Below are 22,058 nucleotides of genomic sequence, written 5' to 3' on the forward strand. Positions count from 1 at the left end.
AGCTCTCATGATTTCTTTCAATTTATTTCCTGCTTTCTATTTTATACAAACAAAGAAGAGAAAGCATACAGTTACTTTCTGCTAATTCATTTCCCCTATTTAGGTATTGATGCATCAGTCCAACACCTAGTTTAAGTCCCTTATTGAATTGATAATAGCTTCCCAAATAGAATAGGTTTTGATTCAAACTTAAATTAGTAGTACCTCCAGGTATATTGATCCAGAGCTCGTTAAAGGCCATTACATAAACTTTTTCTTTCAAAGCAATTGGTCTATTTACCAAACATCTATAGCGGAATCTATTGTTGTAAATTCTACCATCTGTACCTGTGTTTCCCGTTTCAGAGATAACCAGTCGTTGCGTAAACCTTTCCTCAAATCGTAATCTATGAAAAAAGGAGTATTGCTTTACCTTATTACTCAAGGTAACTTCCTGCCACAACGTATTTTCTGACAAGGCTATTGGTAGCGGAGATTTACCGTGAGGGAAATTCTTGAAATAGGTAAATCCAGCAGCTATACTTAGTCCCTTGCTGTGTGCATATTTGATACCGGGGATAAACAAATACTGCTGAAAACCCTCGCATTGACTGGTAAATCGAAGGTGTAATTCACTGTTAAAGTAGAATTTGTTGTGAAGCTGAACATCACCAATGGCTGTATTCCATAAGTGGTAATGAGAAAGCACCGTTTTCTTTTGGGCGAAAGAAATATGAGTTATTCCGAGGTTTAAGAGTAAAAGGACAAAGTAAAATACCTTCCTTTTCATAGTAGTAGTGTTGTAGTAGCAAACAAGATAATAAGAAGTTGTTTGTTCCCTACAAAATATAGACAAGCATTCCTTTATCTTCGTTCTAGGACACGGACTTCAGGGATAAACATCCTCTAATAAGGTAGAGAATTACTCAATTATATTCAAAGAAAAATCGGGAGTAGCAGTTAAGCAATACCCCCGATTCTGGATTCTTTTTAGTTCAATATTTTTAGCTGAGTCTGTAAATCTCCATTACATTCTTCAGTATTTCCGGGAAATCAATTTCAAGGTCTATCAGTTTACCTGAATGTATATCAAACACCCAGCCGTGTACAGAAAACTCTCTCTCTAAAGATGCTTTTTGAACTTGTGCTGTTTTAATTACATTAATGCATTGTTCTTGAACATTAAGCTCAACCAACCTTTTGTAGCGTTCTTCTTCGTCCTCGATGGCATTTAACTCTGCCTTGTGAATACGGTATACGTCGCGTATATTTCTAAGCCAAGGGTTTAAAACCCCCAAATCTTGCGATTCCATAGCTGCTTTAACACCCCCACAGTAGTAATGGCCACAAACTACAACATGTTTTACTTTAAGATGAGTTACGGCATAATCGATAACCGACATGGCATTCAAATCTGTATTGGGAACCATATTGGCGATATTACGGTGAACAAATACATCACCGGGCTCTGCTCCCATCACCTCTTCTGCGGTAACACGGCTATCAGAGCAACCTATATATAAAACTTCTGGAGACTGACCTTTGGACAAATTTTTAAAGTAATTCGCATCAACATCTAATTTGCTTTGTACCCATTGCTGGTTGTTTTCAAAAATTTTCTTTAATTCCATGTTTATCAATTAGATATGTAACCCGTCGTCTCCCGTGTTGCATTTGAGGATTTGAAGATAATAAATAATCCAGAAATCCTTGACTTAAGGGATAAATCTGCTAAATTTATTTGCTAGTATTTAACACATAGGTAACATTATGTACGCTAGAAAAAGAGTGGTTATAATTGGCGGCGGATTCGGAGGTATTCAACTGGCAAAATCACTAAAAAACTCAGAGTTTGATGTATTGCTCATCGACAAAAACAACTTCCACACCTTTCAACCCCTTCTCTACCAAGTTGCCACCAGTGGACTAGAACCCGGTAGTATCGCATATCCCATAAGGCGGGTTTTTAGAAAAATCTCCAATGTCAAATTTCGGATGGCCGAAGTTAAAAACATCCTAACCGACCAAAGTAAAATTGAAACCAGCGTTGGACTTATTCACTACGACTATTTGGTGATTGCAACAGGATCTTCTACCAACTATTTTAATTTCGATAGTAAGAAAGGAAAGCTACTCTCCTTAAAATCTGTAGTTGAAGCTTTGGATATTCGAAGTTTTATTATGGAGAATTTGGAGAAAGCCATGTTAACGCGTTCCATCACAGAACAACAAGAGCTTATCAATGTAGCCATAGTTGGTGGTGGTCCGGCAGGAATAGAAATGGCAGGAGCACTGGCGGAAATGAAAAAATGGGTTCTCCCAAAAGATTATCCAGATATCGATTTTACGCAAATGCAAATTCACCTCTTTGAAGCTTCAGACCGTTTGTTAGGTGCGATGTCCCCCTTAGCTTCAAAAGCAGCTAAAAAACACCTCGAAAAACTAGATGTAGTTGTTGAACTCAACACCATGGTGGAGGATTATGATGGAGCCCGTTTAAAAATAAAAGGCAAAGAAGATTTTATCTCAGAAACGGTAATTTGGACAGCAGGTGTAAAAGGAAATATACCGCACGGATTAAGCGAAGAAATAGTCGCACCGGGAAATCGTATTAAAGTAGATGATTTTAACAAGGTGCTCGGATACGATAACGTTTACGCCATAGGAGACGTTTCGGCAAATATCAATGATGAGACCCCTCGTGGTTTGCCAATGTTAGCGCCCGTTTCTATGCAACAAGGTCTGCACTTGGCTAAAAATTTAATGGCTATCCAAAAGGGTAAGAATCCCAAGAAGTTTGAGTACAAAGACAAAGGATCTATGGCCACTATAGGGAGAAAAAAAGCAGTAGTTGATTTACCTTCCATATCTTTCCAAGGTACTTTTGCTTGGTTCGTATGGATGTTAATTCACCTCCTTTCTCTTGTAGGCTTTAGAAACAAATTGGTAACACTTGTGGACTGGATTCAAAATTACTTCAATTATGACAGGCCGCTTGGACTTATCATAAGAAGGTATAAGCGAAAAGATTAGCATAAAAAAAGGGAGTTATTAAACTCCCTTTTTTACTTATTCCTCTTCGTCTGAAGACGCCTCTTTTTCTGTAGGCTCTTCTTTTATTTTTTCTTCTTTCTTCTTCCACTTGGTAACGCGAACTGCATTAAACCCACGTGGACCTTTTTCGATTTCAAAATTCACTTTATCTAACTCCTGTATATCATCAATGAAATTATTGATGTGAACGAAGTATTTCTCTTCTGAATTTAAATCTTTAATAAAACCGTATCCCTTATCTTCTTTAAAGTAAACTAATTTACCTTCAAAAATTGGATCGTACTCTTCCTGTTCTCTTCTTGGAACACCAATTTCAATTGAACTTGCGTCAATTTTCTTTTTCTTAGAAGGATCTACAGGCTTATCAACTAAATGACCGTTTTCATCAACATAAGCTAACATATCTTCGAATGCAACGCCTTTGTTGTTGTCATCTCTTCTCTCCGCTTTCTTAAGTAATTTCTCTTGTCGTTTCTTCTTTTTCTTTTTTTCTCTCTCTTTTTTATTAAAAGTCTCTTGGGATCTGGCCATTTACTATTTTTAAATTAGACAATAATCAAACTGAAATAATGCTGAAAACAAACGAAATGCCTGAGTGAAACGTGAGTATTTATCTCGAAGGGCTTACAGTAGTTCTGAATAGAACATTATGAAGATTGAGGCACAAAGATAGTCATTTAATCCTCGTTAATCAATTAATTGTATTTATTTCTACTTCTTTAGTAAAGAGCTGACCAAATCTTGGAGAACCGGTACAGCTTGCTCTTCAAACCAAGCGTTCTTTTTCAACCATATGTTGTTGCGTGGTGAAGGATGCGGGAGTACGAAATACTTCGGCAAAAATTCTTCAAAGTGCAGCACGCGTTCACTTAAATTTTTATAGTTATCGATGCAATAGTATTTCTGAGCATAAGCGCCTATGAGCAAGGTTAGCTCTATATTCGGCATGTAAGAAAGTAGAGAAGTGTGATGTGTTTTAGCGCAAATTGCAGGAGGAGGATTGTCACCACTTTTTCCTTTACCCGGATAACATAAGGCCATGGGAAGTATTGCCACCTGTTTAGAATAAAAAACAGAACGATCAATTCCCATCCATTCCCTTAAGCGATCACCTGAAGCATCATTAAAGGGAAGCTTTGTTTGATGAACTTTTAAACCAGGTGCCTGACCCATCACCAAAACCTTCGCATCAGCGTGAATTTGAAAAACAGGATTAGGTTCTAATCTATCCTCACATAGTTTACAATTTACAACATCATTAATTGTTGTCATTTTACAAAAGTAACTTTTATTTATTCTCTTTACTTTCAGTGTTTTGGCTTTGTGAACCTTGCGTATTTATTGTTTCACTTTCAGGAGAGTTTTCCGGAGTTGCACCTTCCTCATCAGTTCTAAAATATTCAGGATGAAAGTACTTGTAGTGCTCTAATTTATCTTTGATAAATACAACTAATTCATAATCTGTAGAAGTCCTTAAAAAGTTCTCGTCTATATTTAAAAAGTCTACAAAATCAGAAAAATACTCCTCTTTTAAACTACCAACATCATTAGAAACATACAAGCGCAATAACTCTTTTAAGATGGCATCTATATTATCTTGGTGTTCCATTTCTGCCACTTTCTTTTTGGCCTTACCTGTTTTAGAAAAACGTTCATAAAGCGCCGTGATAGGAGATTGAACAACATTAATACCCGTAACCGTTCTTGTCTCACGCATGCTTAACTCTTGTCTTTCTTTTTTGATTTCATCAAGTGATTTAAGTGGATAAATACGTACCTCTTCAAACTCTTGTGCTTTGGGAGATAAGGGTTGATCTATGATGAACTGACAATTGGTATCGGCCTCTACTATGTAATAGTACTTAGCGTATTCTTTTACAGTTAATGCTATTGTATCTTTATCTTTCGTGTAGAGGGAGAAACTCCCGTTAGGCATACCAAAAACACCTTTCCCTTCAGATTTATTGATGACCATCATATTGTAAAAACCTTGAGGTTGTAGGGTGTCGTATACTCTTCCTTTTACATAAACCTGAGTACATTTTACCGTGTCTTGTTGAGCAAAAGCAGTGACTCCAGCCGCTATGGATAAAAGAATTGATGCGTAGATTTTCATGTTACTAAAATAAGTAAAACAAGCTGGAAGATATGTGTACAAATGTTAAATAGTGTGGAGGTAGGTTTTTATACATTTGTAACGATATTTAAAATTGATATATTTACTAATGTAAACTTATATCAATATATTTAATTCACTTATGTAACATTATCTATAAACACAATTGTAAACATCCCTCCTATCTAAAAGCAATACATGTTCAATTGATACATCTAGGACATATTTCTACTAGTAAATTGACTATTTTTGCAGCATGAAAAGAGTAGTTGTAGGTTTATCAGGTGGTGTAGACAGTAGTGTTACAGCACATTTACTTCAAGAACAAGGGTATGAAGTAATTGGTATGTTCATGAAGAACTGGCATGATGAAAGCGTTACTTTATCAGACGATTGTCCGTGGATAGATGATAGTAATGATGCTTTATTAATTGCCAATCAGTTGGGGATACCCTTCCAGGTGATAGATCTAAGCAAAGACTACAAAGAGCGCATTGTTGACTATATGTTTGCAGAGTACGAAGCAGGAAGAACTCCTAATCCAGATGTATTATGTAACCGTGAAATTAAGTTCGATGTATTCTTAAAAGCTGCCCTTGAATTAGGCGCAGATTATGTTGCTACAGGACACTACTGTAGAAAGGTAGAACACGAAGATGGAAGTTTTAGTCTCTTATCAGGCTTAGATAACAATAAAGACCAGTCCTACTTCTTATGTCAATTGAGTCAAGAGCAATTATCTAAAGCGCTCTTCCCTATTGGAGAACTTCAAAAATCTGAAGTAAGAAGAATTGCAACAGAAGCAGGCTTGGTAACTGCTGATAAAAAAGATAGTCAAGGATTGTGTTTCGTTGGTAAAATATCCCTTCCTACTTTCCTTCAACAAAAACTTGAACCCAAGAAAGGTAAGGTGCTAGAAGTGAGCAAAGAACACTTTGTTAATCAAATACAAAATTCAATCACTGACAGTGTAGAACATGTAGTTGAATTAGCACAACCTTTCGTTTTAGATACCGCTGAAACATTGGAAGTTGCAGAACATCAAGGTGCACATTACTACACCATTGGTCAACGTAAAGGTTTAAATATAGGAGGAAGACCACTTCCCTCTTTTGTAATTGGTATAGATACAGAGAATAACATAGTTTATTCTGGTCAAGGAGAAGATCATCCCTTATTAAACAGAAAGGCATTATTCATTAAAAAGGACGAGGTCCATTGGGTTAATCCAAACCAAGCATTAGAAGTTGGTGAAACCAGAAGTTTAAAAGTGAGAATTCGTTACAGACAACCTTTACAGGAAGGAACCTTGGTAATGAAAGAAGAAGGAATGTATATCTACTTTGAAGATTATCAAAAAGGAATTACACCTGGGCAGTTCGCGGCATTTTATGAAAACGACGAATTAATTGGTTCTGGAGTTATTCTTCATTAGAAGGCGTAAACTCTTTAAAAGTTCCATCCGTATAGAAATAAACAATTTTTTCTACCGTCTTATTTGAGGCGGTATTTTTTTGCGTCGTATTTACATCAGCTTCCACCCCGGTAGTAACAGTAGCACTCTTTTTCTCTTCCATTTGAACTGGAGGAGTAGTTATACCTGATACCTCAATTGTAGGTTGTTTACCACTTACTAGCCAATCACCACTCACTCGCGGAAAGGTGCTTAAGGTTTTCTGGATAAAATCAAGACTGGGTTTATTTCTGCCACTTAGAATGTGCGAAACACTGGAACGCTGAACACCAACTTTGTCTGCAAAGGAACTTGCATTCAAATTGTTCATCTTCATGATCATCTTTAACCTGTCTTGTATACTCATGTAACAAATGTAATTAAGAATTACAAATATCACAAATTTACATATTTACAAAAGTAATATGTTAGAGTTTCCGTGTTAGTTACAATTGTAACATAAGACTTTTCATCTAAATACAGTAATACAATACAAACATCAATAATGACATGTACTCTGCAGGTATAAAGTCGTTTAATTTTTATTCAAGGGAAAATTCTATATATCCATGGACGGAATATATTTTCACATCACAGAACGTGATTACATTTGGATCAGTATCTATCTACTATTATATTTTAATTTTTTGAGAAACCAAAGAAAATGGATCTTCTTTCCATTTGTTCAACTGCTGCCTTATTAGATATAAGGTCCATTAAATTAGCAACTTCAAAAATGCTTAATTCACTCTTAACACCTTTAGCATAGTGCATTTCTAATTTTTTCTTTGCAACATTAATTGTATTCATCTCTACTCTATTTTCAGTTAATATCATTTTCTAAAATTTTATAACTCAGTGTACGACACCATGTTATGAGAAGTTTCAAAAAAAGTTTGAAAATTTACATTTTTAACACAAATTATTCTATAGAAACTTTAATGCCTACAATCTAAACATCTAATATATAGACACTTAAACCTTGTAAGAGTTTTTTACAATGTTATCATTTTTTTTCTCAAAAATTGCTGAAATGATGTAAAAGACTAGTACTAAAGGGAATAAAAACATTTTAAACACTTTTTTAAAAGTACGCTTCACCCCTCTTTTTACCTTCGCTTTTATTCGTTGTCTTTTCTCGGCATCTTCTAATCCGAAAAATTTATACGCTCGCTCAATAAGTACGTTTACGAATCCCCATTTTTGAATATTACTCCATCTAAAATCATTTAAACTCTCTACGTATTCTAGTACAAAACTCTTTGCACTCGTAAATAATAAATAAAGTGTTCCTATAAACTTCAAGCTTAAAGTTTTTAATTCATCACTTAATATTCTAACTTCTTTCTTAACTTCTGGTTCAATGCTAATGCTAATCATGGCGAGTTGTTTTAATTCTATACCACAAAGAAACCTATGTTTTTAGTCGATTATTTAGAAATTAAGTGAGAATAACCTATCTTTAATAATAATTAAGCTTACTTAATAATATATGCTAAAAAATTAAGTTTACTTTATATCTTTGCTTAAGTAATGAGGCTTTCTGCTACATATCACCCTATTTTATTCATCATGAATAAAGCAAAAGAAATACTTCCTATGGCTATTTCTATAAAAGGAGTATATGTAAACGACACTAAATCAATGCTTATAAGTGACTTTACAAACGATGTAGTCTTAGAAGAAAGCGACAAAGTCAAATTTCAGAATTACAGAAAATCAAAAAGTAATACCAGGTGGTTACCTGTTGGCTTTGAAGAAAATCACTTTAAGCCTGAATTAACTCAGCTAGATTTAGCATCTGAACGTGAGAACAGAACTTTATGCTTAGCATTCAATTCAGCACATGATAACTTTAAAGATTTGGTGTTTATTGAATTTCCACACAAATTCAACCTGTACAATCACACCAATGATTTTGCAAGTATAAGTGCTTCTGAAAAAGACATCATCTCCACCCTGTTGTACCAAAGCTTTTTATTTGATTACAACCGCGTTGTTGAAGAAGCAAAAAGCCTCAAACAATTTTCACAGGTTCAAAATGCACTCAGAGATAAAAGTAAACACGCAGCTATAGAAATTGAAGAACTTAAGAGTTTACAGCGCGATTTCATCGCTCAATTAATCAGTACAGTTGTTGCTGAAAAAAGTAGAGCCTTTCAATTAGCTATTGCTGTAGAAAATGATTTTGTAGAACATTTATCTGAACTCAAATTAAGTTCTGAAAGGTTGAACCATGTAGTAAGCGAAGCTATAGATGTAGCCTACAATTTGAATTTTGGCAGCTCTTCTTTAACGCTTGAGAGCATATATCTGGCAAACATAAATCTTAACACACAAGAAGAGCTGGTGAAAGACCGTGCGCTTGAGATATTGGACAGCTACGAGGAAAGCGCTAAAAAGTGTTTGATGGCAGGTTTGAAGATTACGGGTAAAAATGTAGCTGCACACCTGGAACCAGCAGTTAGTCCGCCGGCTATTACAGATGCTGTAAAGAAAAATGCCAATAGAATTACGTATTACTTGGACAAGTATCCGAATAAATGGAAGCACATACGTGCAGGGCTAAAACCTCTGCAAAATTTGCAACTAACTCGAAAAGCGAGTTAAATAAAAAAGGAGGTAATCGCTTACCTCCTTACTAAGGGGCGGATCAAGTCCTCTAACCCATTTACTTTAATATCATACATGATTTGTAATTGCTCACCGAGTTTACCTTTCGGAAAACCTTTATTTCTGTACCAAACGAGGTAAGGCTCTGGCAAATCAACCAAAAAACGCCCTTGGTATTTTCCGAAGGGCATTTTCATGTTTGCTAATTTTATTAATTCAGCTCTATTGTCTGCTAACATTAGGCTGGAATATTCTTCAGCGTCTCCAACAAATAGTTCCAGAACTTCTGTACAGAAGAAATTTGTACTGTTTCATCTGGTGAATGCGCATGTCTAATGTTTGGTCCAAATGAAATCATATCTGTTTTTGGCAAGTGTTTACCTAAGATACCACATTCTAAACCAGCGTGACAAGCTTTAACCTGAGGTTCAGCATTAAACATGTCTCTGTACAACTGCTCCATTGTATTTAGGATTTTTGAATTGGGATTAGGTTGCCATCCTGGGTAATCTCCAGACTGAACTACTTCTGCACCTAACAATTCAAAAGTACTTTTTATCGTATTTGCTACATCCCATTTTGTTGACTCTACAGAACTACGTTGTAAAGATTGTGTAATGAATTTACCTCCATTTACAATTACTCTCGCTAAAGAAGAAGAAGTTTCTACCAAACCTTCAATATCCGGACTCATTCTAAACACACCGTTATGCGTTGCGTGAATCGCGTGAATAATATTCATGGTATCTGCACCAGAAACAACTTTGGTTGGTAATTCAGTAGGTGTGATGCTAAACTTCGTGTCTTTTTCAATGCTAGAAAATTCTTCAATTAATGCTTCCGTCTTCATTTCGAAGTAGCTTTCAAAAGCTTCAGCATCCATTTCTGCAATGGTTAATACAACCGTAGATTCACGAGGAATTGCATTTCTTAAACTCCCACCATCAATTGTAGCAATGTTCAATTTAACAGGAGAATCATGCAATACACGGTTCATCAATTTATTGGCATTGGCTCTACCTTTGTCGATATCCATACCCGAGTGACCACCCATCAATCCTCGTAACTCCAATTTGTACGCTTTAGATCCAGCTGGCGTATTGATTTCTTCGTAAGCGTAAGTTGTATTTGTATCTATTCCACCTGCACAACCTATGCTTAATTCATCATCATCTTCTGTATCTAAGTTCAATAAGATAGTACCTGTAAAGTTAGAAGGGTCTAACTGCATAGCACCTGTCATACCTGTTTCCTCATCTACTGTAAACATAGCCTCTATTGCAGGGTGTGCGATATCAGTAGATTCTAATACAGCCATAATGGTTGCAACTCCAATTCCGTTGTCAGCCCCTAAAGTAGTACCGTTAGCTTTCACCCAGTCACCATCAACTATCATTTCAATTCCTTGAGTATCGAAATCGAAAACCGTATCAGAGTTTTTCTGGTGTACCATATCTACGTGACTCTGCATGATAATCGTTTGTCTATCTTCCATACCAGGGGTAGCTGGCTTTTTGATGATGACATTACCAATAGCATCTTTTGTAGTTTCCAATCCTAATTTCTTACCGAAATCTAACATGAATTGGATTACTCTTTCTTCTTTCTTTGATGGACGTGGCACTGCATTTAAATCTGCAAAGTTGTTCCACATCGCTTTTGGTTCTAATTCTCTTACGCTCATTTGTTCTGTTTTTATAGAATGAATGTGTGTCTTAGTTTTTTGTCAATTTTCTGTATTTCACACGTTTTGGAGCACTATCCCCTAAACGTTTTTTCTTATTTTCTTCGTAGTCAGAGTAAGTACCTTCGAACCAGTATACTTCAGAATCTCCTTCAAAAGCAAGGATGTGTGTACAGATTCTATCCAAGAACCATCTGTCGTGAGAAATTACCACGGCACACCCTGCAAAGTTCATGATACCTTCTTCCAAAGCTCTCAATGTGTTTACATCAATATCATTGGTAGGCTCATCCAGTAACAATACGTTAGCTTCCGTCTTCATTGTCATAGCCAAGTGTAAACGGTTTCTTTCACCACCTGATAACACACCTACTTTCTTACTTTGATCAGCACCAGAGAATCCAAACTTAGAAATATATGCTCTTGCATTAATTTTTTGTGAACCGATCTCAATGTGTTCAGTTCCTCCAGAAACAACATCAAAAATTGATTTTTCTGGATCTAAGTCTTTGTGTGTTTGATCCACATAACCAATCTTTACGGTATCTCCAATGTTAAAGGTACCCGCATCTGGTTGTAACTCATCCATAATCATTTTAAAGATGGTTGTTTTACCCGCACCGTTAGGTCCGATAACCCCAACAATACCTGCAGGTGGCAAAGAGAAGTTTAAGTTATCGTACAATAACTTATCTCCAAATCCTTTCGCTACACTTTCGGCATCAATTACATTAGAACCTAAACGCGGTCCGTTAGGAATTGGTAGTTCTAACGTCAACTCTTTTTCCTTAATATCTTGCGACATCATTTTATCGTAGTTCGATAAACGCGCCTTATTTTTAGCGTGACGTCCTTTCGGGTTCATTTTCACCCATTCCAACTCACGTGCTAATATTTTCTGACGTTTAGACTCTTGCTTCTCTTCTTCTTTTAAACGCTTACCTTTTTGCTCTAACCAAGAAGAGTAGTTCCCTTTCCAAGGAATACCTTCACCTCTGTCTAACTCTAAAATCCATCCAGCTACATTATCCAAGAAATATCTATCGTGGGTTACGGCGATAACCGTTCCTTTGTACTGTTGTAAGTGTTGCTCTAACCAATCAATAGATTCAGCATCCAAGTGGTTGGTAGGCTCATCCAGTAATAATACATCGGGTTGTTTCAACAATAAACGGGTTAAGGCTACACGACGTTTTTCACCTCCTGAAAGGTGCTCAATTTTTTGATCATCTGGAGGACAACGCAAAGCATCCATTGCTAAATCCAATTGCGCATCCAAGTCCCAAGCGTTTACAGCATCAATTCTATCCTGTACTTCACCTTGACGCGCAATTAACTTATCCATTTTGTCCGGATCATTCAACACCTCTTCATCCATAAAAGAATTGTTGATTTCCTCGTATTCAGCTAAAAGATCTACCGTTTCCTGCACACCTTCCATCACGATTTCTTTCACAGTTTTGTTTGGATCTAATTCAGGTTCCTGTGGTAAGTAACCAACAGAGTAACCATCACTCCAAACAACATCACCCGTGTATGCATTATCTAAACCTGCAATGATCTTCATTACAGTAGATTTACCCGCACCGTTTAAACCGATGATACCAATCTTTGCCCCGTAATAGAAGGACAAGTAAATATTTTTAAGAATTTGTTTTCCAGCTGGAGTCTGTTTGTTTACCCCAACCATTGAAAAAATGATCTTTTTATCGTCTGACATACTTTGTTTTTTAGCGCCTCAAAAATACTCAATATTCGCGAGAAGGCTAAAGAAATTGGGGGAATATTCAACAAAGAAGTCCATTAATAATTCACTATTTGTGGGTAGAAAGGATATTCCATCACTCTCTTATATTTGTAAATAAAAAAATGATGAAAGCTATCCTTACGATTCTAAGTGTTTGTTGTTTGACCTTAAGCCTCTTTGCTCAGCTCGAGAATTACAAAATTTTTACCGCTAAAGGAAAGGAAGTGAGTTATGACAAAATGCTCAAATCACTCCAGAAACAAGAAGTTATCCTCTTTGGAGAATTACACAACAATGTAATTGCACATTGGTTAGAATTGGAAGTATTAAAGTCTCTTTCTGGAACGCAAAAGGTCGCAGTAGGTTTGGAAATGTTTGAACGTGATAATGAGGCAGATTTACAGAATTATTTAAATGATAGCATAAATAAAAAAGCCTTTGATACCTTGGTTCGTTTTTGGCCCAATTACGCAACTGATTATGCTCCCTTACTTGAATTTTGTAAAAAGGATTCCATTCCATTTCATGCCACAAACATTCCGAGAACATTTGCCAACCTCGTGTATAAGAAAGATTTTCAGGCTTTGGATAGTTTGAGTGAAAAAGAAAAATCGTGGATAGCGCCTTTGCCCATTACTTATTACGACACCCTTCCTCAGTACCAAGCCATACTAGAGATGATGGGAGACCACGGCACACCTACACTGGTAAAAGCACAAGCTATTAAAGATGCAACCATGGCTTATTTTGCTTTAGAACTGTTGCTTTCGGCTGAGCAAGTAATACACTACCACGGCACATTTCACTCCAACTATCACGAGGGGATTTATTGGTATATTAAGCATTACAGACCTCAAACAAGTATACAAACCATAGCGACCGTAGACCAAGAGGATTTGAAAAAATTAACTAAAGAGCATTACAACAAAGCCGATTATATTATTGTTGTAGACAGTGATTTCCCAACAAGCTATTAAATTATTACTTTAACTCTTAAGGGTGAGTGATTTTACCACTTGCCCTTCTTCTATTTCTTTATTTAGTCTCCAAATACTTGAAGAAGATTCCTTAACCCGCCACACTTCATTGATCAAGTCGAATTCTCCAACATTGGGTACTTCCAAATTGATGCTTAGGTATACGACGAAATCATCATCTGTCTCTTCAGCGTTTAGTTTCCAACTTCCGATATAATTGGTTGTATTGTTGGTGAAAAGTATAGAACCATCCGCGTGAAAGGTTAATAGAAAGTTTTGAAAAATAGGTGTTTTAACCTGCCCTTCATCGAGCATTTCGGTAATTAACCATTCTGTGCTAATCAATTGTTGCTTATACGTATTGATATCATCGTTTTTTTTGGGTGTGTATTCACCACAAGAAGAAAGAATGATAAGAAAGCTGGAAAGTAAGTGGATATGTGTTTTCAAGCGTTAAATTTTCAGCGAAAATACATCTTCCTACTATCACTTTTATGCTCGTTAATATTCCTTAACACTAAATGTTATTTTTTAATAAAAGGTGAGTCGAAAAGATCCGTACTTCATCCTTTTTTGTATGGGCAATAGTAGGTAGAGTAACTGGAAATATTCTGAATTCAAGGAAAATTTATGAAGGGAAAGAACTACTTCACGAGTCCGTTCAAACACACAATTTGTTGTTTCGCCTTTTTGGTTTCCATCATTTTAAAATTGGCCTGAACCGCATCTTCTCCATAAGACCTTGGATGGTATAAATGATAAAGCAGCGCCTTGTTTCGCATCGATTTCTTTTTCAAGCCTATAGCTTCTAATCGCCACTCTATATCTGTGTCTTCGCCTACTCCTGCAGCTTTGTAGTCTTCGTCGAACCCGTTTACTTTTTCTAAGTATTCTTTGCGAACCGCCCAATTACACCCCATCAAACCTCTCAGTTTTGTAGATAAATGAAAGAAAGGAAAATAGATGCTCTCTTTAACTTTGTAGGAATCTGTTTTTTTCAATTTGAAAAAGGTCAACAAAGAAAAATCGTGGGTTGTTAAAAATTGTTTGCTCACTTCCTCTCCGAGGTTCACCCTTCTACCACTTAAAATCACGCCTGGTTCATCTTCCTTTAAGTAATTCTCAATAAAGCGATGATGCGGCACACAATCTCCATCAATAAAAACAAGTAAATCCCCCTTTGAAATTTTAATAGATCTATTCAACATTTCATTCTTGCGGAACCCATCATTTTTAGCTTGATGTATGTGTTGAATGCGAAAGTTTAATTGAGACGCGATGTCGGTTAAAAACTCAGAAGTTTCAGCATTGTTATCGTCTTCAGAAACGATAAGCTCAAAGTCGTTTACGCTCTGACGATTAAAGCCCTCCAGTATTAACTTGAGATTGGCCAGGTTTTTATAATAGGAAACAATTACTGAAATTTTCATAACACGAGTTAAGCGGGACGAAAATACGAAAATTGCGATAAGGGAATAAAAAAAGGGAGGCAAAGCTCCCTTGAAATTTTTTATCGCGTAAAGGTTAACAAATCTGTACCCCCATTTCCACCACTAATGTCTTGCAACTCTATCTTGTTATCAGAATGACTCAGCACATCCCAATCATCAATCAGGTCATCAAAATCATTAGACTCTGGAACATTAAAAGCAATGTTGAAATCTATATCTGAATCATCAGAGCTGTCATCGTCTGAACCACTATCACTAGAAGTAACCGACCACGTTCCATTATAGGTATTCACATTATTGGTGGCTACAAGTGTACCATCCTCATTAAATGAAAAGATATATCCTTGAAAATTACTGGTTTCATCGTCTCCCGAATCTATCATCTTAGATACAGTCCAGTCTCCTAACATGGCTGAATCTTTTAAATTATCCATCTCTTTTTGAGTGGTTTTACTTTTGCTACATGCCCCGAGTACTAAGGATGCACCCAAGACAAATAAAAATGAACGTTTCATGTGTTTAGTTTTTATTAAAAGTAATAAAAAAAGGAGGTCGTTAAACCTCCTTTTGCACATAAAATATCTTCACTATTAAGATTGAATCATTAATTTCAGCACCTTATTCTCTCCTTGTTTATTTTGAACTCGGATGAAATAAACACCCGGCTTTTCTTCCAAAACAAAAGAGATCTCCCCTTTCAAAACACCTTCATTTTCGGCAACTACTCTACCGTCTACAGAAAGAATTTGAAGCGTTTGTACCGTGCTTAGCTCTCCTAGATCCACGATAAAAGTTCCAGAAGTTGGATTTGGATAAACTTTGATTTCTTCCATCGAAAACTCTTCTGTACTCGCCATAGAACTCACCTCTGCTAAATTTGTTCTGTAATCTTCTAAAACGATACGCATTACTGCTATTTGACCAAGGGTGAAAGAATTTTGACAACTCACAGATGAATAATCCATATAGTTCTCCACCATGTTTGGTAAATCCACACCATCTATATCATCCACGCAACTGTTTAGAGTTAAATTACAGTTGTAATTAGACTGTGCTGAAGCCATTGGAGTATCATTCACGTAATCATCCACCGTACAATCTCCATCTCCCCAAATGTGACGCAAACCAAGATAATGTCCCATTTCGTGCACCAAGGTTTTACCACCGTTTGCCTTTCCGTTATAAACGTCGTAAGGATTAGGGAAAACATTAGGGTTATTAGACCCTACATTCACATAGTGCATCAAAATTCCATCTCCCATGGCTTGTAACACATCTATGCCTGTGTTTGGGAAGTTAACATGGCCAACAGGTGGAATTCCCAACGCAAAAAAGACGATCTCTTCGAAGTTGTTGAATTGAGGTTCAAATATTCTCAAATCACCTATCCAAATATTTACATATTCATCCGTGTTCCAAGCTGAAATACCTCCTAAAGTATCATTGGTTAAACGGAAGTAATTGTAATACAAACTATCATTTACCCAATCTGCAATTTCTTGGTTTTGACCTTGACCATAAGGCAAAACACCTCCAAAATGCGTTATGTTTGTTGAAGTTCTGGTGATCCCATTAGTTGGGTTTCCATCGGGATCTTGTTCTGCGAATTTAAACTGTATACCAGCATCACCAACGTAAGGTAAAAACTCCGAACGGGTATTAATTTTATCATCGTTTTGGCGTCTAAAACATTCGTTGAGGATTAACAATTGATTTTCCAAAACTGAGTCTGGCAAGTTTTCCGTTGGATCATTGTAAACCACATGAAATACAACAGGAATAGTATATAAATCCGTTGGTCCCTTCGCCTGTGCTTGGTTAGCAACTATATGCTGTATCTGTTCCATCATGGTGTTTGAGTTTTCCATAAAACCCGGATGATGCTGATCTACGTGCTGCATCAATTCATAACTTCCACAGGTTGGAGCTACGGGATTACCATTGGTTTGAGCAGGATGAATGGCTTGAGCAAAGACTTGTCCACCCCCTGCTACCAATAGCGCTAACAAGGCTTGAGTGATTTTTTCTAACATTAAGTTCATTTTTAATTCCTAACAAAGATAAGCAGGGAGTTTCCTTAAAAATTGGAAATTTGGGACAAGGGGGATTTAGATTGGAGATTTGAAATTAGATATTAGATATTTGAAATTGGTGCTTCGGCTATCGCTCAGGAACCTAGATTGAAGATTGTTCCTTCACTATCACTTAGGAATCTAGATTTGAGAAATGTCAACAATACTAGAACGAAGAATAAGATTTGAAATGATTTCGAACAGAGCATCCCTCTTTATTAACACATCAACACTTAGGTAGGAATAAAGGTAGACGTTCTTAATCGAAGGTCCAATAGGTCCCTTCCTTGCCAAGAGTAGTTAAATTCTTAAAAAAGGATTTGGGTTTAAAACCGGTGAGTTTTTTAAAATGATGGATAAACTCTGATTGATCGTAATATTCCGTTTCCAAGGCCACCTCTGTAAGACTCAATTTATCTGTTAACCTTTGGTATTTATCCACAGCTCTTCTAAAACGAATAAGGTTGATGTATTCAATAACCGAACAATCTAGATGTTTTCGAAAGGCACGCAAAAGCGTTTTTCTATTCACCCCCACGTGCTCGGCGAGTTCCTCCACACTTACCTTGTCTTCGGTTTGGTGCAGGTGGTTGACAGCTTTCAGGAGCTTTTGATCTTCAAACTCGTGAAAATGGTTTAAGAAAAAATCATCTAACAACGCCACTTTTTTATCAATTTCATTTTCTTGATAGACCTTTTCTAACACCTTATTTATGGTAGGTGTAAAGTGTTGAAAATTCAAATTGATTTGCTCTGGACAAATACTAGACAGCGGTTTATGAATGAAGTGGTTTATGCCCAAAGGTTGAAAAACCACACCTATTTTATTGAAAGGTCCGGTTATGTTAGCCTTAGATGCATTGTGTAAAAGCTTGGTATACCCCAAAGAAAAACCTGAGTTTGGCTTGGGTTTGGAGAAGGTCTCGAACTTACCCAAAAGTTCAAATTCGGCATCTTTATATATACTGAGTGCATTTAAGTAATTGGGATAGTAGATGTAGGATTTTTTCTCACCCTCCACCTCAGAGGTATGAAAATAATAATACGCAATTAAGTGTTTGAGCGCCTTTGCTTGTGGCGGTGATGTTTGAAAAAACTGATCTTCCATATCCTTGATTGAAGTAGGAACAACAAATATGTAGAAATATTGTAAACCTTAGAAAAGAGATTAACAAAAAAAGACCACTCTTATGAGCAGTCTTCTTTCGGTTTAGTAGAAATATTATTGAAAATCACTTTCTGTTAGGAAGAGTGAATAAGTGATATCTGTATCATCTCCATCCTTAGATTTTGTTTTTTGCCAGATAGATTCATCAGTATATAGGGTAGTCATTGTATCTCCTGAGGCATTGGTAACTATCATCTCGCATCCCAATACAACCTTTGGTTCGTAAGCAGTTACTTCTTTGTCTTTGTCGTAGTAATTGGCAATAACCATGTCTTGATTCGCTCCGATTTCTACGTCTATGCTCTCCCCTTTTAATTGATCTTCACCTTTTACAAAAATTGATTCTTGGCTAGCGTTTTCAATCACGTAATCAATGTTCATTTCATCTTTACAAGAGGCAAATCCTAAACCAATTAGGAGGATAAATGTGGCTTTTTTCATGTTTAAGTTTTTTATGGGAAATATTCCCTGATTCATTATTTTATTTTACTTCCCTCGCATTTTCAAAAAGGATGCCAAAAGAGTAAAACACAGACTGAAATATTGTAATTCATTGATTTACAAAGATTGTGGTTGTAATACTTTTTGAAGGGGAATTATTGAAGGATAATGAATCGACGAAATCCTTACATGAAGAGTAACCAAAACTTTTCATAAGGCTGAAACAGGATATGAGCTTTACAAGAAATAAGTTCAAATAAAAGGCCCGAATAAATAACTTACTCGGGCCTAAAATATGTACTTCTTAGTTTATTCGCTTTTGATTATTTTCTTTATTGCTTGACCTCCTTCAGCCGAGTAGATGTTTAAGAGATAAACACCCTTGTCTACGTTTAAATCTTCTTGTATTTCAATGGTATTTCGGTAGGTATTGCTCATCACTATTTTACCCTCCATGGTAGTTAGCACCAATTTTATTTCAGGTTGTAAATGTTCAAATTTCAAAGTGTATAGTCCTGTTGTAGGATTAGGATAAAGTTGAACATTTACCTCCATGTTTTCATTTTCTACAGAAGCAAAATGATTGTTCAGTCCAGAACGATAAGTAGTTAAAGTCAATCTCATCATAGCAACTTGTCCTAGGGTAAAGGAGTTTTGACAATTTTCTGTAGAATAATCCATATAGTTTTCAACCATGTTTGGAAGGTTCTGACCATTGATATCATCCCAACACTGATTTAAACTAAAGGAACAACTCCCAGAGGAAGCTGAGGATGCCAATGGAGTGTCATCTATATAGTCATCAGCCATACAATCACCATCTCCCCATATATGTCTTAAACCTAGGTAGTGACCGAGTTCATGCACCATAGCTTTACCCGATTTGTTGGTGTTATTGGCAGAACTTGTATTGAAGGGAATCGTGTTATTAGCACCTATGGTTTTAAAGTGCATAATCACGCCATCTTCCTCTAAATCTGACATACCTGGTAAATTGGCAAAACTTGTATGACTCAAAGGTGGGGTTGCCATTCCTAACAAAACCTCTTGTACACCATTGCCCGGACTGTTTGCGTAAGCAGATAAATCACCAACCCATACATTGATGTATTCGTCTGTATTCCAGGCTGCTTTCCCACCGTTTTGATCGTCGGTAATTCTAAAGATATTGGAATAAAAATCTGTCATAAAGGAGCTGGAAGCCATATCTCCCATAAAATGTGCAATGGAGGTTTGCGTTCGGGTAATACCCGTGGTAGGATTTCCCAGAGGATCTACCGTAGCTAATTTAAACTGAATTTTAACATCCCCTACTAGGTCTTGAAATTCTGAACGTGTATTTACCGTATCGGCATTCATTCTTCTAAAACAGTTGTTCAAAACCTCTATTTGATTGTGTATCAACGAATCGTGTATATTTTCGGTGGCATTGTTATACACCACGTGGAAAACAAGGGGTAAAGTATAAATAGTACTCTGATCTTTGGCATGGACTGAACTTTCCAGTACACTTTTAAGGTTGGTCATCATCTGATCGGCCATGACGGCGTACCCCGGATGTTGAGCTTCCTTGTGCTGAATGAGATGGTGACTTCCACATTTCTCTATTTGCGGAATTTCTGTTGGCGCTTGTGCCGATAAGCTTACTGAACTTAATAAGCTAGAAACAAGCAAAAATGACTTGAGGTGATTCATAGTTTTAATAATTTGGTTTTGTGTATGCACTTCATTGCAAAATGTAGTTTGTGCGTTCAATATAGTTAAAAATCAGAAAATGAATATGTTCTAAAATTGATTAATGCAAAAACTGCTGATATAAAGAATCATTCTTACCCTTTTTTTCAATCCTCTATTAAGCCTCTTTAACCAAACTCCTTTTTACAACACTTCCATCACTTAAATGAACGTGTATAATATATATACCTTTTTCACCTGTTAATTCTGCGGTAATAGAATTCGTGTTCGCATAATCATGTTGAGATATTACTTTCCCATCTATACCATACACAATTACTGTCAATTCCTTTTGAAATTGTTCGAAACTTAGGGTATAGTTACCCCGTGTTGGGTTTGGATAAACAGCTACCTTTCCTTGTTCGTTAAAGGAATCAATGTTTGCTGCAGCGTAGTTTAATAAACTGGGTCTATAAATGTTAATGGTCAAACGCATTATATCTATTTGTCCATGCGTAAAGGAATTCATACAAACATCTGGAGAATAATCCATGTAATTCTCTATCATATCCGGTAAATCTTGCCCCAAAATAGTGTCTATACAATTGTTCTGATTATACATAATATTACAATCGGCTAAGGAACCCAATGAGGCACCAGGGGTATCATGGATGTAATCACCTTCTTCACAGTTGGAAATTGTTGCTCCCCAAATATGAAACAATCCTAAATAGTGTCCCATTTCATGGACAAGCATTTTACCTCCTTTTCGTTTATTATCTAGGAAGCCAGTTGGGTAATAATTATTTGTGTAAGGAATGTTGTTGTTACTTCCAATTGTTTTGTAATGCATGATTATACCGTCCTCTTTTAATTTAAAACCATTAGTGCTATCAAAATGAATAGACTGATGCTTGGGAAAGGAAGCTACACCATACAAGGCATCCTCATCCACGTATCCACTAGAAGTAGACCTATACTGCGAAAGGTCACCCACCCAAATATTGATGTATTTATTGGTATTCCAAGGACTTTTCCCACCCTGTTGATCATCCATTATTCTCGAAACTTGTGATTTATCAGTCACCGAGCCTTGACCTGCAACATATTCAGCTTCGGGATAAAAATTCTTAATGTTTGTATAAGTACGAGTTATACCATTGGTAGGGTTTCCGTCAGGGTCTACCTTTGCCAATACGAATTGAATTCCTGCATCCCCTACTATCTGGTTGAAAATTGGTCTCATGTTCACCGTATCTTCATTCTGCCTTCTAAAGGCTTTGTTGAGAACATCAAGTTGATTGTAAATTACAGAATCATGAATGTTTTCCGTTTCATTATTATAGACCACATGAAACACAACAGGTAGTGTATACACATCTTTTAAACTTTTGGCATGGGTTTGACTTTTTAAAATCTGCTGTAATTCATGCATATGTTGGTGAAGAGAATCTTCATAGCCAGGGATATTGTCCATCATTTGCCTTAAGATTTCATCACTTCCACATTGCATCTGATCGTGGTCATTCAATGTTGATTCTTGTGAAATACTTTGCGTTGATAGCAATACAATTAGGAAGATAAAAATTGAATTTTTGATTTGCATACTAGTGATTTAGGATTTGTAGC

23 protein-coding genes are annotated in these 22,058 nt (G+C 36.3%); 4 read left to right on the forward strand and 19 right to left on the reverse strand.

Annotation, left to right across the window (positions count from 1 at the left end; all coding sequences use genetic code 11):
- Positions 1-22: 22 nt before the first annotated feature.
- Both BM327_RS02900 and BM327_RS02905 read right to left on the reverse strand, forming a co-directional pair.
- Entirely contained in the window at positions 23-769 is a 747-nt protein-coding gene (locus BM327_RS02900; protein ID WP_090246126.1) for a DUF2490 domain-containing protein, read from the reverse strand.
- A 214-nt stretch (positions 770-983) separates the two neighbouring features.
- Entirely contained in the window at positions 984-1,610 is a 627-nt protein-coding gene (locus tag BM327_RS02905; RefSeq protein WP_090246127.1) for a carbonic anhydrase, read from the reverse strand.
- Positions 1,611-1,749: 139 nt separating this feature from the next.
- Between BM327_RS02905 and BM327_RS02910 the strand changes: the two genes are divergently transcribed.
- Entirely contained in the window at positions 1,750-3,012 is a 1,263-nt protein-coding gene (locus BM327_RS02910; protein ID WP_170853651.1) for an NAD(P)/FAD-dependent oxidoreductase, read from the forward strand.
- A gap of 36 nt (positions 3,013-3,048) precedes the next feature.
- On the opposite strand, the gene BM327_RS02915 is transcribed toward BM327_RS02910, so the two are convergent.
- The 3 genes from BM327_RS02915 to BM327_RS02925 all read right to left on the reverse strand — a co-directional run bounded on the left by BM327_RS02915 (position 3,049) and on the right by BM327_RS02925 (position 5,149).
- Positions 3,049-3,564, reverse strand: coding sequence for a cold-shock protein (locus tag BM327_RS02915; RefSeq protein ID WP_090246130.1), 516 nt, complete (start codon positions 3,562-3,564; stop codon positions 3,049-3,051).
- Positions 3,565-3,744: 180 nt separating this feature from the next.
- Complete coding sequence (locus BM327_RS02920) at positions 3,745-4,305, reverse strand: uracil-DNA glycosylase family protein (RefSeq protein WP_090246133.1); 561 nt, start codon at positions 4,303-4,305, stop codon at positions 3,745-3,747.
- A gap of 16 nt (positions 4,306-4,321) precedes the next feature.
- Positions 4,322-5,149, reverse strand: coding sequence for a hypothetical protein (locus BM327_RS02925; protein WP_090246135.1), 828 nt, complete (start codon positions 5,147-5,149; stop codon positions 4,322-4,324).
- Positions 5,150-5,405: 256 nt separating this feature from the next.
- On the opposite strand from BM327_RS02925, the gene mnmA reads away from it, so the two are divergent.
- Positions 5,406-6,584: a tRNA 2-thiouridine(34) synthase MnmA gene (mnmA, locus tag BM327_RS02930; RefSeq protein ID WP_090246138.1), complete on the forward strand. Its 1,179-nt coding sequence runs from the start codon at positions 5,406-5,408 to the stop codon at positions 6,582-6,584.
- On the opposite strand, the gene BM327_RS02935 is transcribed toward mnmA, so the two are convergent.
- The 3 genes from BM327_RS02935 to BM327_RS02945 form a co-directional block, all read right to left on the reverse strand.
- Positions 6,571-6,969 carry a helix-turn-helix domain-containing protein gene (locus BM327_RS02935; protein ID WP_090246140.1) on the reverse strand — a complete coding sequence of 133 codons (399 nt, stop codon included), beginning with the start codon at positions 6,967-6,969 and terminating at the stop codon, positions 6,571-6,573. The genes mnmA and BM327_RS02935 overlap by 14 nt on opposite strands.
- A 272-nt stretch (positions 6,970-7,241) precedes the next feature.
- Positions 7,242-7,439 (reverse strand): hypothetical protein, encoded by a 198-nt coding sequence (locus BM327_RS02940; RefSeq protein ID WP_090246142.1) that lies wholly within the window; start codon positions 7,437-7,439, stop codon positions 7,242-7,244.
- Positions 7,440-7,577: 138 nt separating this feature from the next.
- Complete coding sequence (locus tag BM327_RS02945; protein ID WP_090246144.1) at positions 7,578-7,982, reverse strand: hypothetical protein; 405 nt, start codon at positions 7,980-7,982, stop codon at positions 7,578-7,580.
- A gap of 192 nt (positions 7,983-8,174) precedes the next feature.
- Between BM327_RS02945 and BM327_RS02950 the strand changes: the two genes are divergently transcribed.
- The gene (locus BM327_RS02950; protein WP_090246146.1) at positions 8,175-9,212 is read left to right on the forward strand and encodes a hypothetical protein; all 1,038 of its coding nucleotides are present in this window, start codon (positions 8,175-8,177) and stop codon (positions 9,210-9,212) included.
- Between the two features lie 20 nt (positions 9,213-9,232).
- Here BM327_RS02950 and BM327_RS02955 read toward each other — a convergent pair whose 3' ends face one another.
- The 3 genes from BM327_RS02955 to ettA are packed head-to-tail and all read right to left on the reverse strand — an operon-like array spanning position 9,233 to position 12,619.
- Complete coding sequence (locus BM327_RS02955) at positions 9,233-9,454, reverse strand: DUF3820 family protein (protein ID WP_090246148.1); 222 nt, start codon at positions 9,452-9,454, stop codon at positions 9,233-9,235.
- Positions 9,454-10,899, reverse strand: coding sequence for an aminoacyl-histidine dipeptidase (locus BM327_RS02960; RefSeq protein ID WP_090246149.1), 1,446 nt, complete (start codon positions 10,897-10,899; stop codon positions 9,454-9,456). The genes BM327_RS02955 and BM327_RS02960 overlap by 1 nt, the downstream gene beginning before the upstream one ends.
- A 31-nt stretch (positions 10,900-10,930) precedes the next feature.
- Positions 10,931-12,619: an energy-dependent translational throttle protein EttA gene (gene ettA, locus BM327_RS02965; RefSeq protein WP_090246150.1), complete on the reverse strand. Its 1,689-nt coding sequence runs from the start codon at positions 12,617-12,619 to the stop codon at positions 10,931-10,933.
- A gap of 149 nt (positions 12,620-12,768) precedes the next feature.
- Here ettA and BM327_RS02970 point away from each other — a divergent pair, with 149 nt between their 5' ends.
- Positions 12,769-13,623 carry a ChaN family lipoprotein gene (locus BM327_RS02970; protein ID WP_244526184.1) on the forward strand — a complete coding sequence of 285 codons (855 nt, stop codon included), beginning with the start codon at positions 12,769-12,771 and terminating at the stop codon, positions 13,621-13,623.
- Positions 13,624-13,632: 9 nt separating this feature from the next.
- Here BM327_RS02970 and BM327_RS02975 read toward each other — a convergent pair whose 3' ends face one another.
- The 8 genes from BM327_RS02975 to BM327_RS03010 form a co-directional block, all read right to left on the reverse strand.
- Positions 13,633-14,073, reverse strand: coding sequence for a hypothetical protein (locus tag BM327_RS02975; protein WP_090246153.1), 441 nt, complete (start codon positions 14,071-14,073; stop codon positions 13,633-13,635).
- 194 nt (positions 14,074-14,267) lie between these two features.
- Complete coding sequence (locus BM327_RS02980; protein ID WP_090246155.1) at positions 14,268-15,053, reverse strand: glycosyltransferase; 786 nt, start codon at positions 15,051-15,053, stop codon at positions 14,268-14,270.
- Positions 15,054-15,133: 80 nt separating this feature from the next.
- Positions 15,134-15,589, reverse strand: a complete 456-nt coding sequence (locus BM327_RS02985) for a hypothetical protein (protein WP_244526185.1) — start codon at positions 15,587-15,589, stop codon at positions 15,134-15,136.
- A gap of 75 nt (positions 15,590-15,664) precedes the next feature.
- Positions 15,665-17,107, reverse strand: a complete 1,443-nt coding sequence (locus BM327_RS02990; protein ID WP_170853652.1) for a zinc-dependent metalloprotease — start codon at positions 17,105-17,107, stop codon at positions 15,665-15,667.
- A gap of 298 nt (positions 17,108-17,405) precedes the next feature.
- Positions 17,406-18,254, reverse strand: coding sequence for a helix-turn-helix domain-containing protein (locus BM327_RS02995; RefSeq protein ID WP_090246158.1), 849 nt, complete (start codon positions 18,252-18,254; stop codon positions 17,406-17,408).
- Positions 18,255-18,368: 114 nt separating this feature from the next.
- Positions 18,369-18,755, reverse strand: a complete 387-nt coding sequence (locus tag BM327_RS03000; protein ID WP_139230221.1) for a hypothetical protein — start codon at positions 18,753-18,755, stop codon at positions 18,369-18,371.
- Positions 18,756-19,064: 309 nt separating this feature from the next.
- Positions 19,065-20,450 carry a zinc-dependent metalloprotease gene (locus BM327_RS03005; protein ID WP_139230222.1) on the reverse strand — a complete coding sequence of 462 codons (1,386 nt, stop codon included), beginning with the start codon at positions 20,448-20,450 and terminating at the stop codon, positions 19,065-19,067.
- Positions 20,451-20,607: 157 nt separating this feature from the next.
- Complete coding sequence (locus tag BM327_RS03010) at positions 20,608-22,035, reverse strand: zinc-dependent metalloprotease (RefSeq protein WP_090246165.1); 1,428 nt, start codon at positions 22,033-22,035, stop codon at positions 20,608-20,610.
- Positions 22,036-22,058: the final 23 nt, after the last annotated feature.

Origin of the sequence: Lishizhenia tianjinensis (assembly GCF_900116425.1) — a bacterium.
GTDB lineage: Bacteria > Bacteroidota > Bacteroidia > Flavobacteriales_D > Crocinitomicaceae > Lishizhenia > Lishizhenia tianjinensis.

Bases quoted from the DNA above. Each gene is read 5' to 3' on its own strand.
- BM327_RS02990 (WP_170853652.1), bottom strand. From the start codon at position 17,107: ATGTTAGAAAAAATCACTCAAGCCTTGTTAGCGCTATTGGTAGCAGGG.
- BM327_RS02900 (WP_090246126.1), bottom strand. From the start codon at position 769: ATGAAAAGGAAGGTATTTTACTTTGTCCTTTTACTCTTAAACCTCGGA.
- BM327_RS02955 (WP_090246148.1), bottom strand. From the start codon at position 9,454: ATGTTAGCAGACAATAGAGCTGAATTAATAAAATTAGCAAACATGAAA.
- BM327_RS02910 (WP_170853651.1), top strand. From the start codon at position 1,750: ATGTACGCTAGAAAAAGAGTGGTTATAATTGGCGGCGGATTCGGAGGT.
- BM327_RS03000 (WP_139230221.1), bottom strand. From the start codon at position 18,755: ATGAAAAAAGCCACATTTATCCTCCTAATTGGTTTAGGATTTGCCTCT.
- BM327_RS02920 (WP_090246133.1), bottom strand. From the start codon at position 4,305: ATGACAACAATTAATGATGTTGTAAATTGTAAACTATGTGAGGATAGA.
- BM327_RS02945 (WP_090246144.1), bottom strand. From the start codon at position 7,982: ATGATTAGCATTAGCATTGAACCAGAAGTTAAGAAAGAAGTTAGAATA.
- BM327_RS03005 (WP_139230222.1), bottom strand. From the start codon at position 20,450: ATGAATCACCTCAAGTCATTTTTGCTTGTTTCTAGCTTATTAAGTTCA.
- BM327_RS02950 (WP_090246146.1), top strand. From the start codon at position 8,175: ATGAATAAAGCAAAAGAAATACTTCCTATGGCTATTTCTATAAAAGGA.
- BM327_RS02960 (WP_090246149.1), bottom strand. From the start codon at position 10,899: ATGAGCGTAAGAGAATTAGAACCAAAAGCGATGTGGAACAACTTTGCA.
- BM327_RS03010 (WP_090246165.1), bottom strand. From the start codon at position 22,035: ATGCAAATCAAAAATTCAATTTTTATCTTCCTAATTGTATTGCTATCA.
- BM327_RS02935 (WP_090246140.1), bottom strand. From the start codon at position 6,969: ATGAGTATACAAGACAGGTTAAAGATGATCATGAAGATGAACAATTTG.
- BM327_RS02925 (WP_090246135.1), bottom strand. From the start codon at position 5,149: ATGAAAATCTACGCATCAATTCTTTTATCCATAGCGGCTGGAGTCACT.
- mnmA (WP_090246138.1), top strand. From the start codon at position 5,406: ATGAAAAGAGTAGTTGTAGGTTTATCAGGTGGTGTAGACAGTAGTGTT.
- BM327_RS02970 (WP_244526184.1), top strand. From the start codon at position 12,769: ATGATGAAAGCTATCCTTACGATTCTAAGTGTTTGTTGTTTGACCTTA.
- ettA (WP_090246150.1), bottom strand. From the start codon at position 12,619: ATGTCAGACGATAAAAAGATCATTTTTTCAATGGTTGGGGTAAACAAA.
- BM327_RS02995 (WP_090246158.1), bottom strand. From the start codon at position 18,254: ATGGAAGATCAGTTTTTTCAAACATCACCGCCACAAGCAAAGGCGCTC.
- BM327_RS02905 (WP_090246127.1), bottom strand. From the start codon at position 1,610: ATGGAATTAAAGAAAATTTTTGAAAACAACCAGCAATGGGTACAAAGC.
- BM327_RS02985 (WP_244526185.1), bottom strand. From the start codon at position 15,589: ATGAAACGTTCATTTTTATTTGTCTTGGGTGCATCCTTAGTACTCGGG.
- BM327_RS02915 (WP_090246130.1), bottom strand. From the start codon at position 3,564: ATGGCCAGATCCCAAGAGACTTTTAATAAAAAAGAGAGAGAAAAAAAG.
- BM327_RS02980 (WP_090246155.1), bottom strand. From the start codon at position 15,053: ATGAAAATTTCAGTAATTGTTTCCTATTATAAAAACCTGGCCAATCTC.
- BM327_RS02940 (WP_090246142.1), bottom strand. From the start codon at position 7,439: ATGATATTAACTGAAAATAGAGTAGAGATGAATACAATTAATGTTGCA.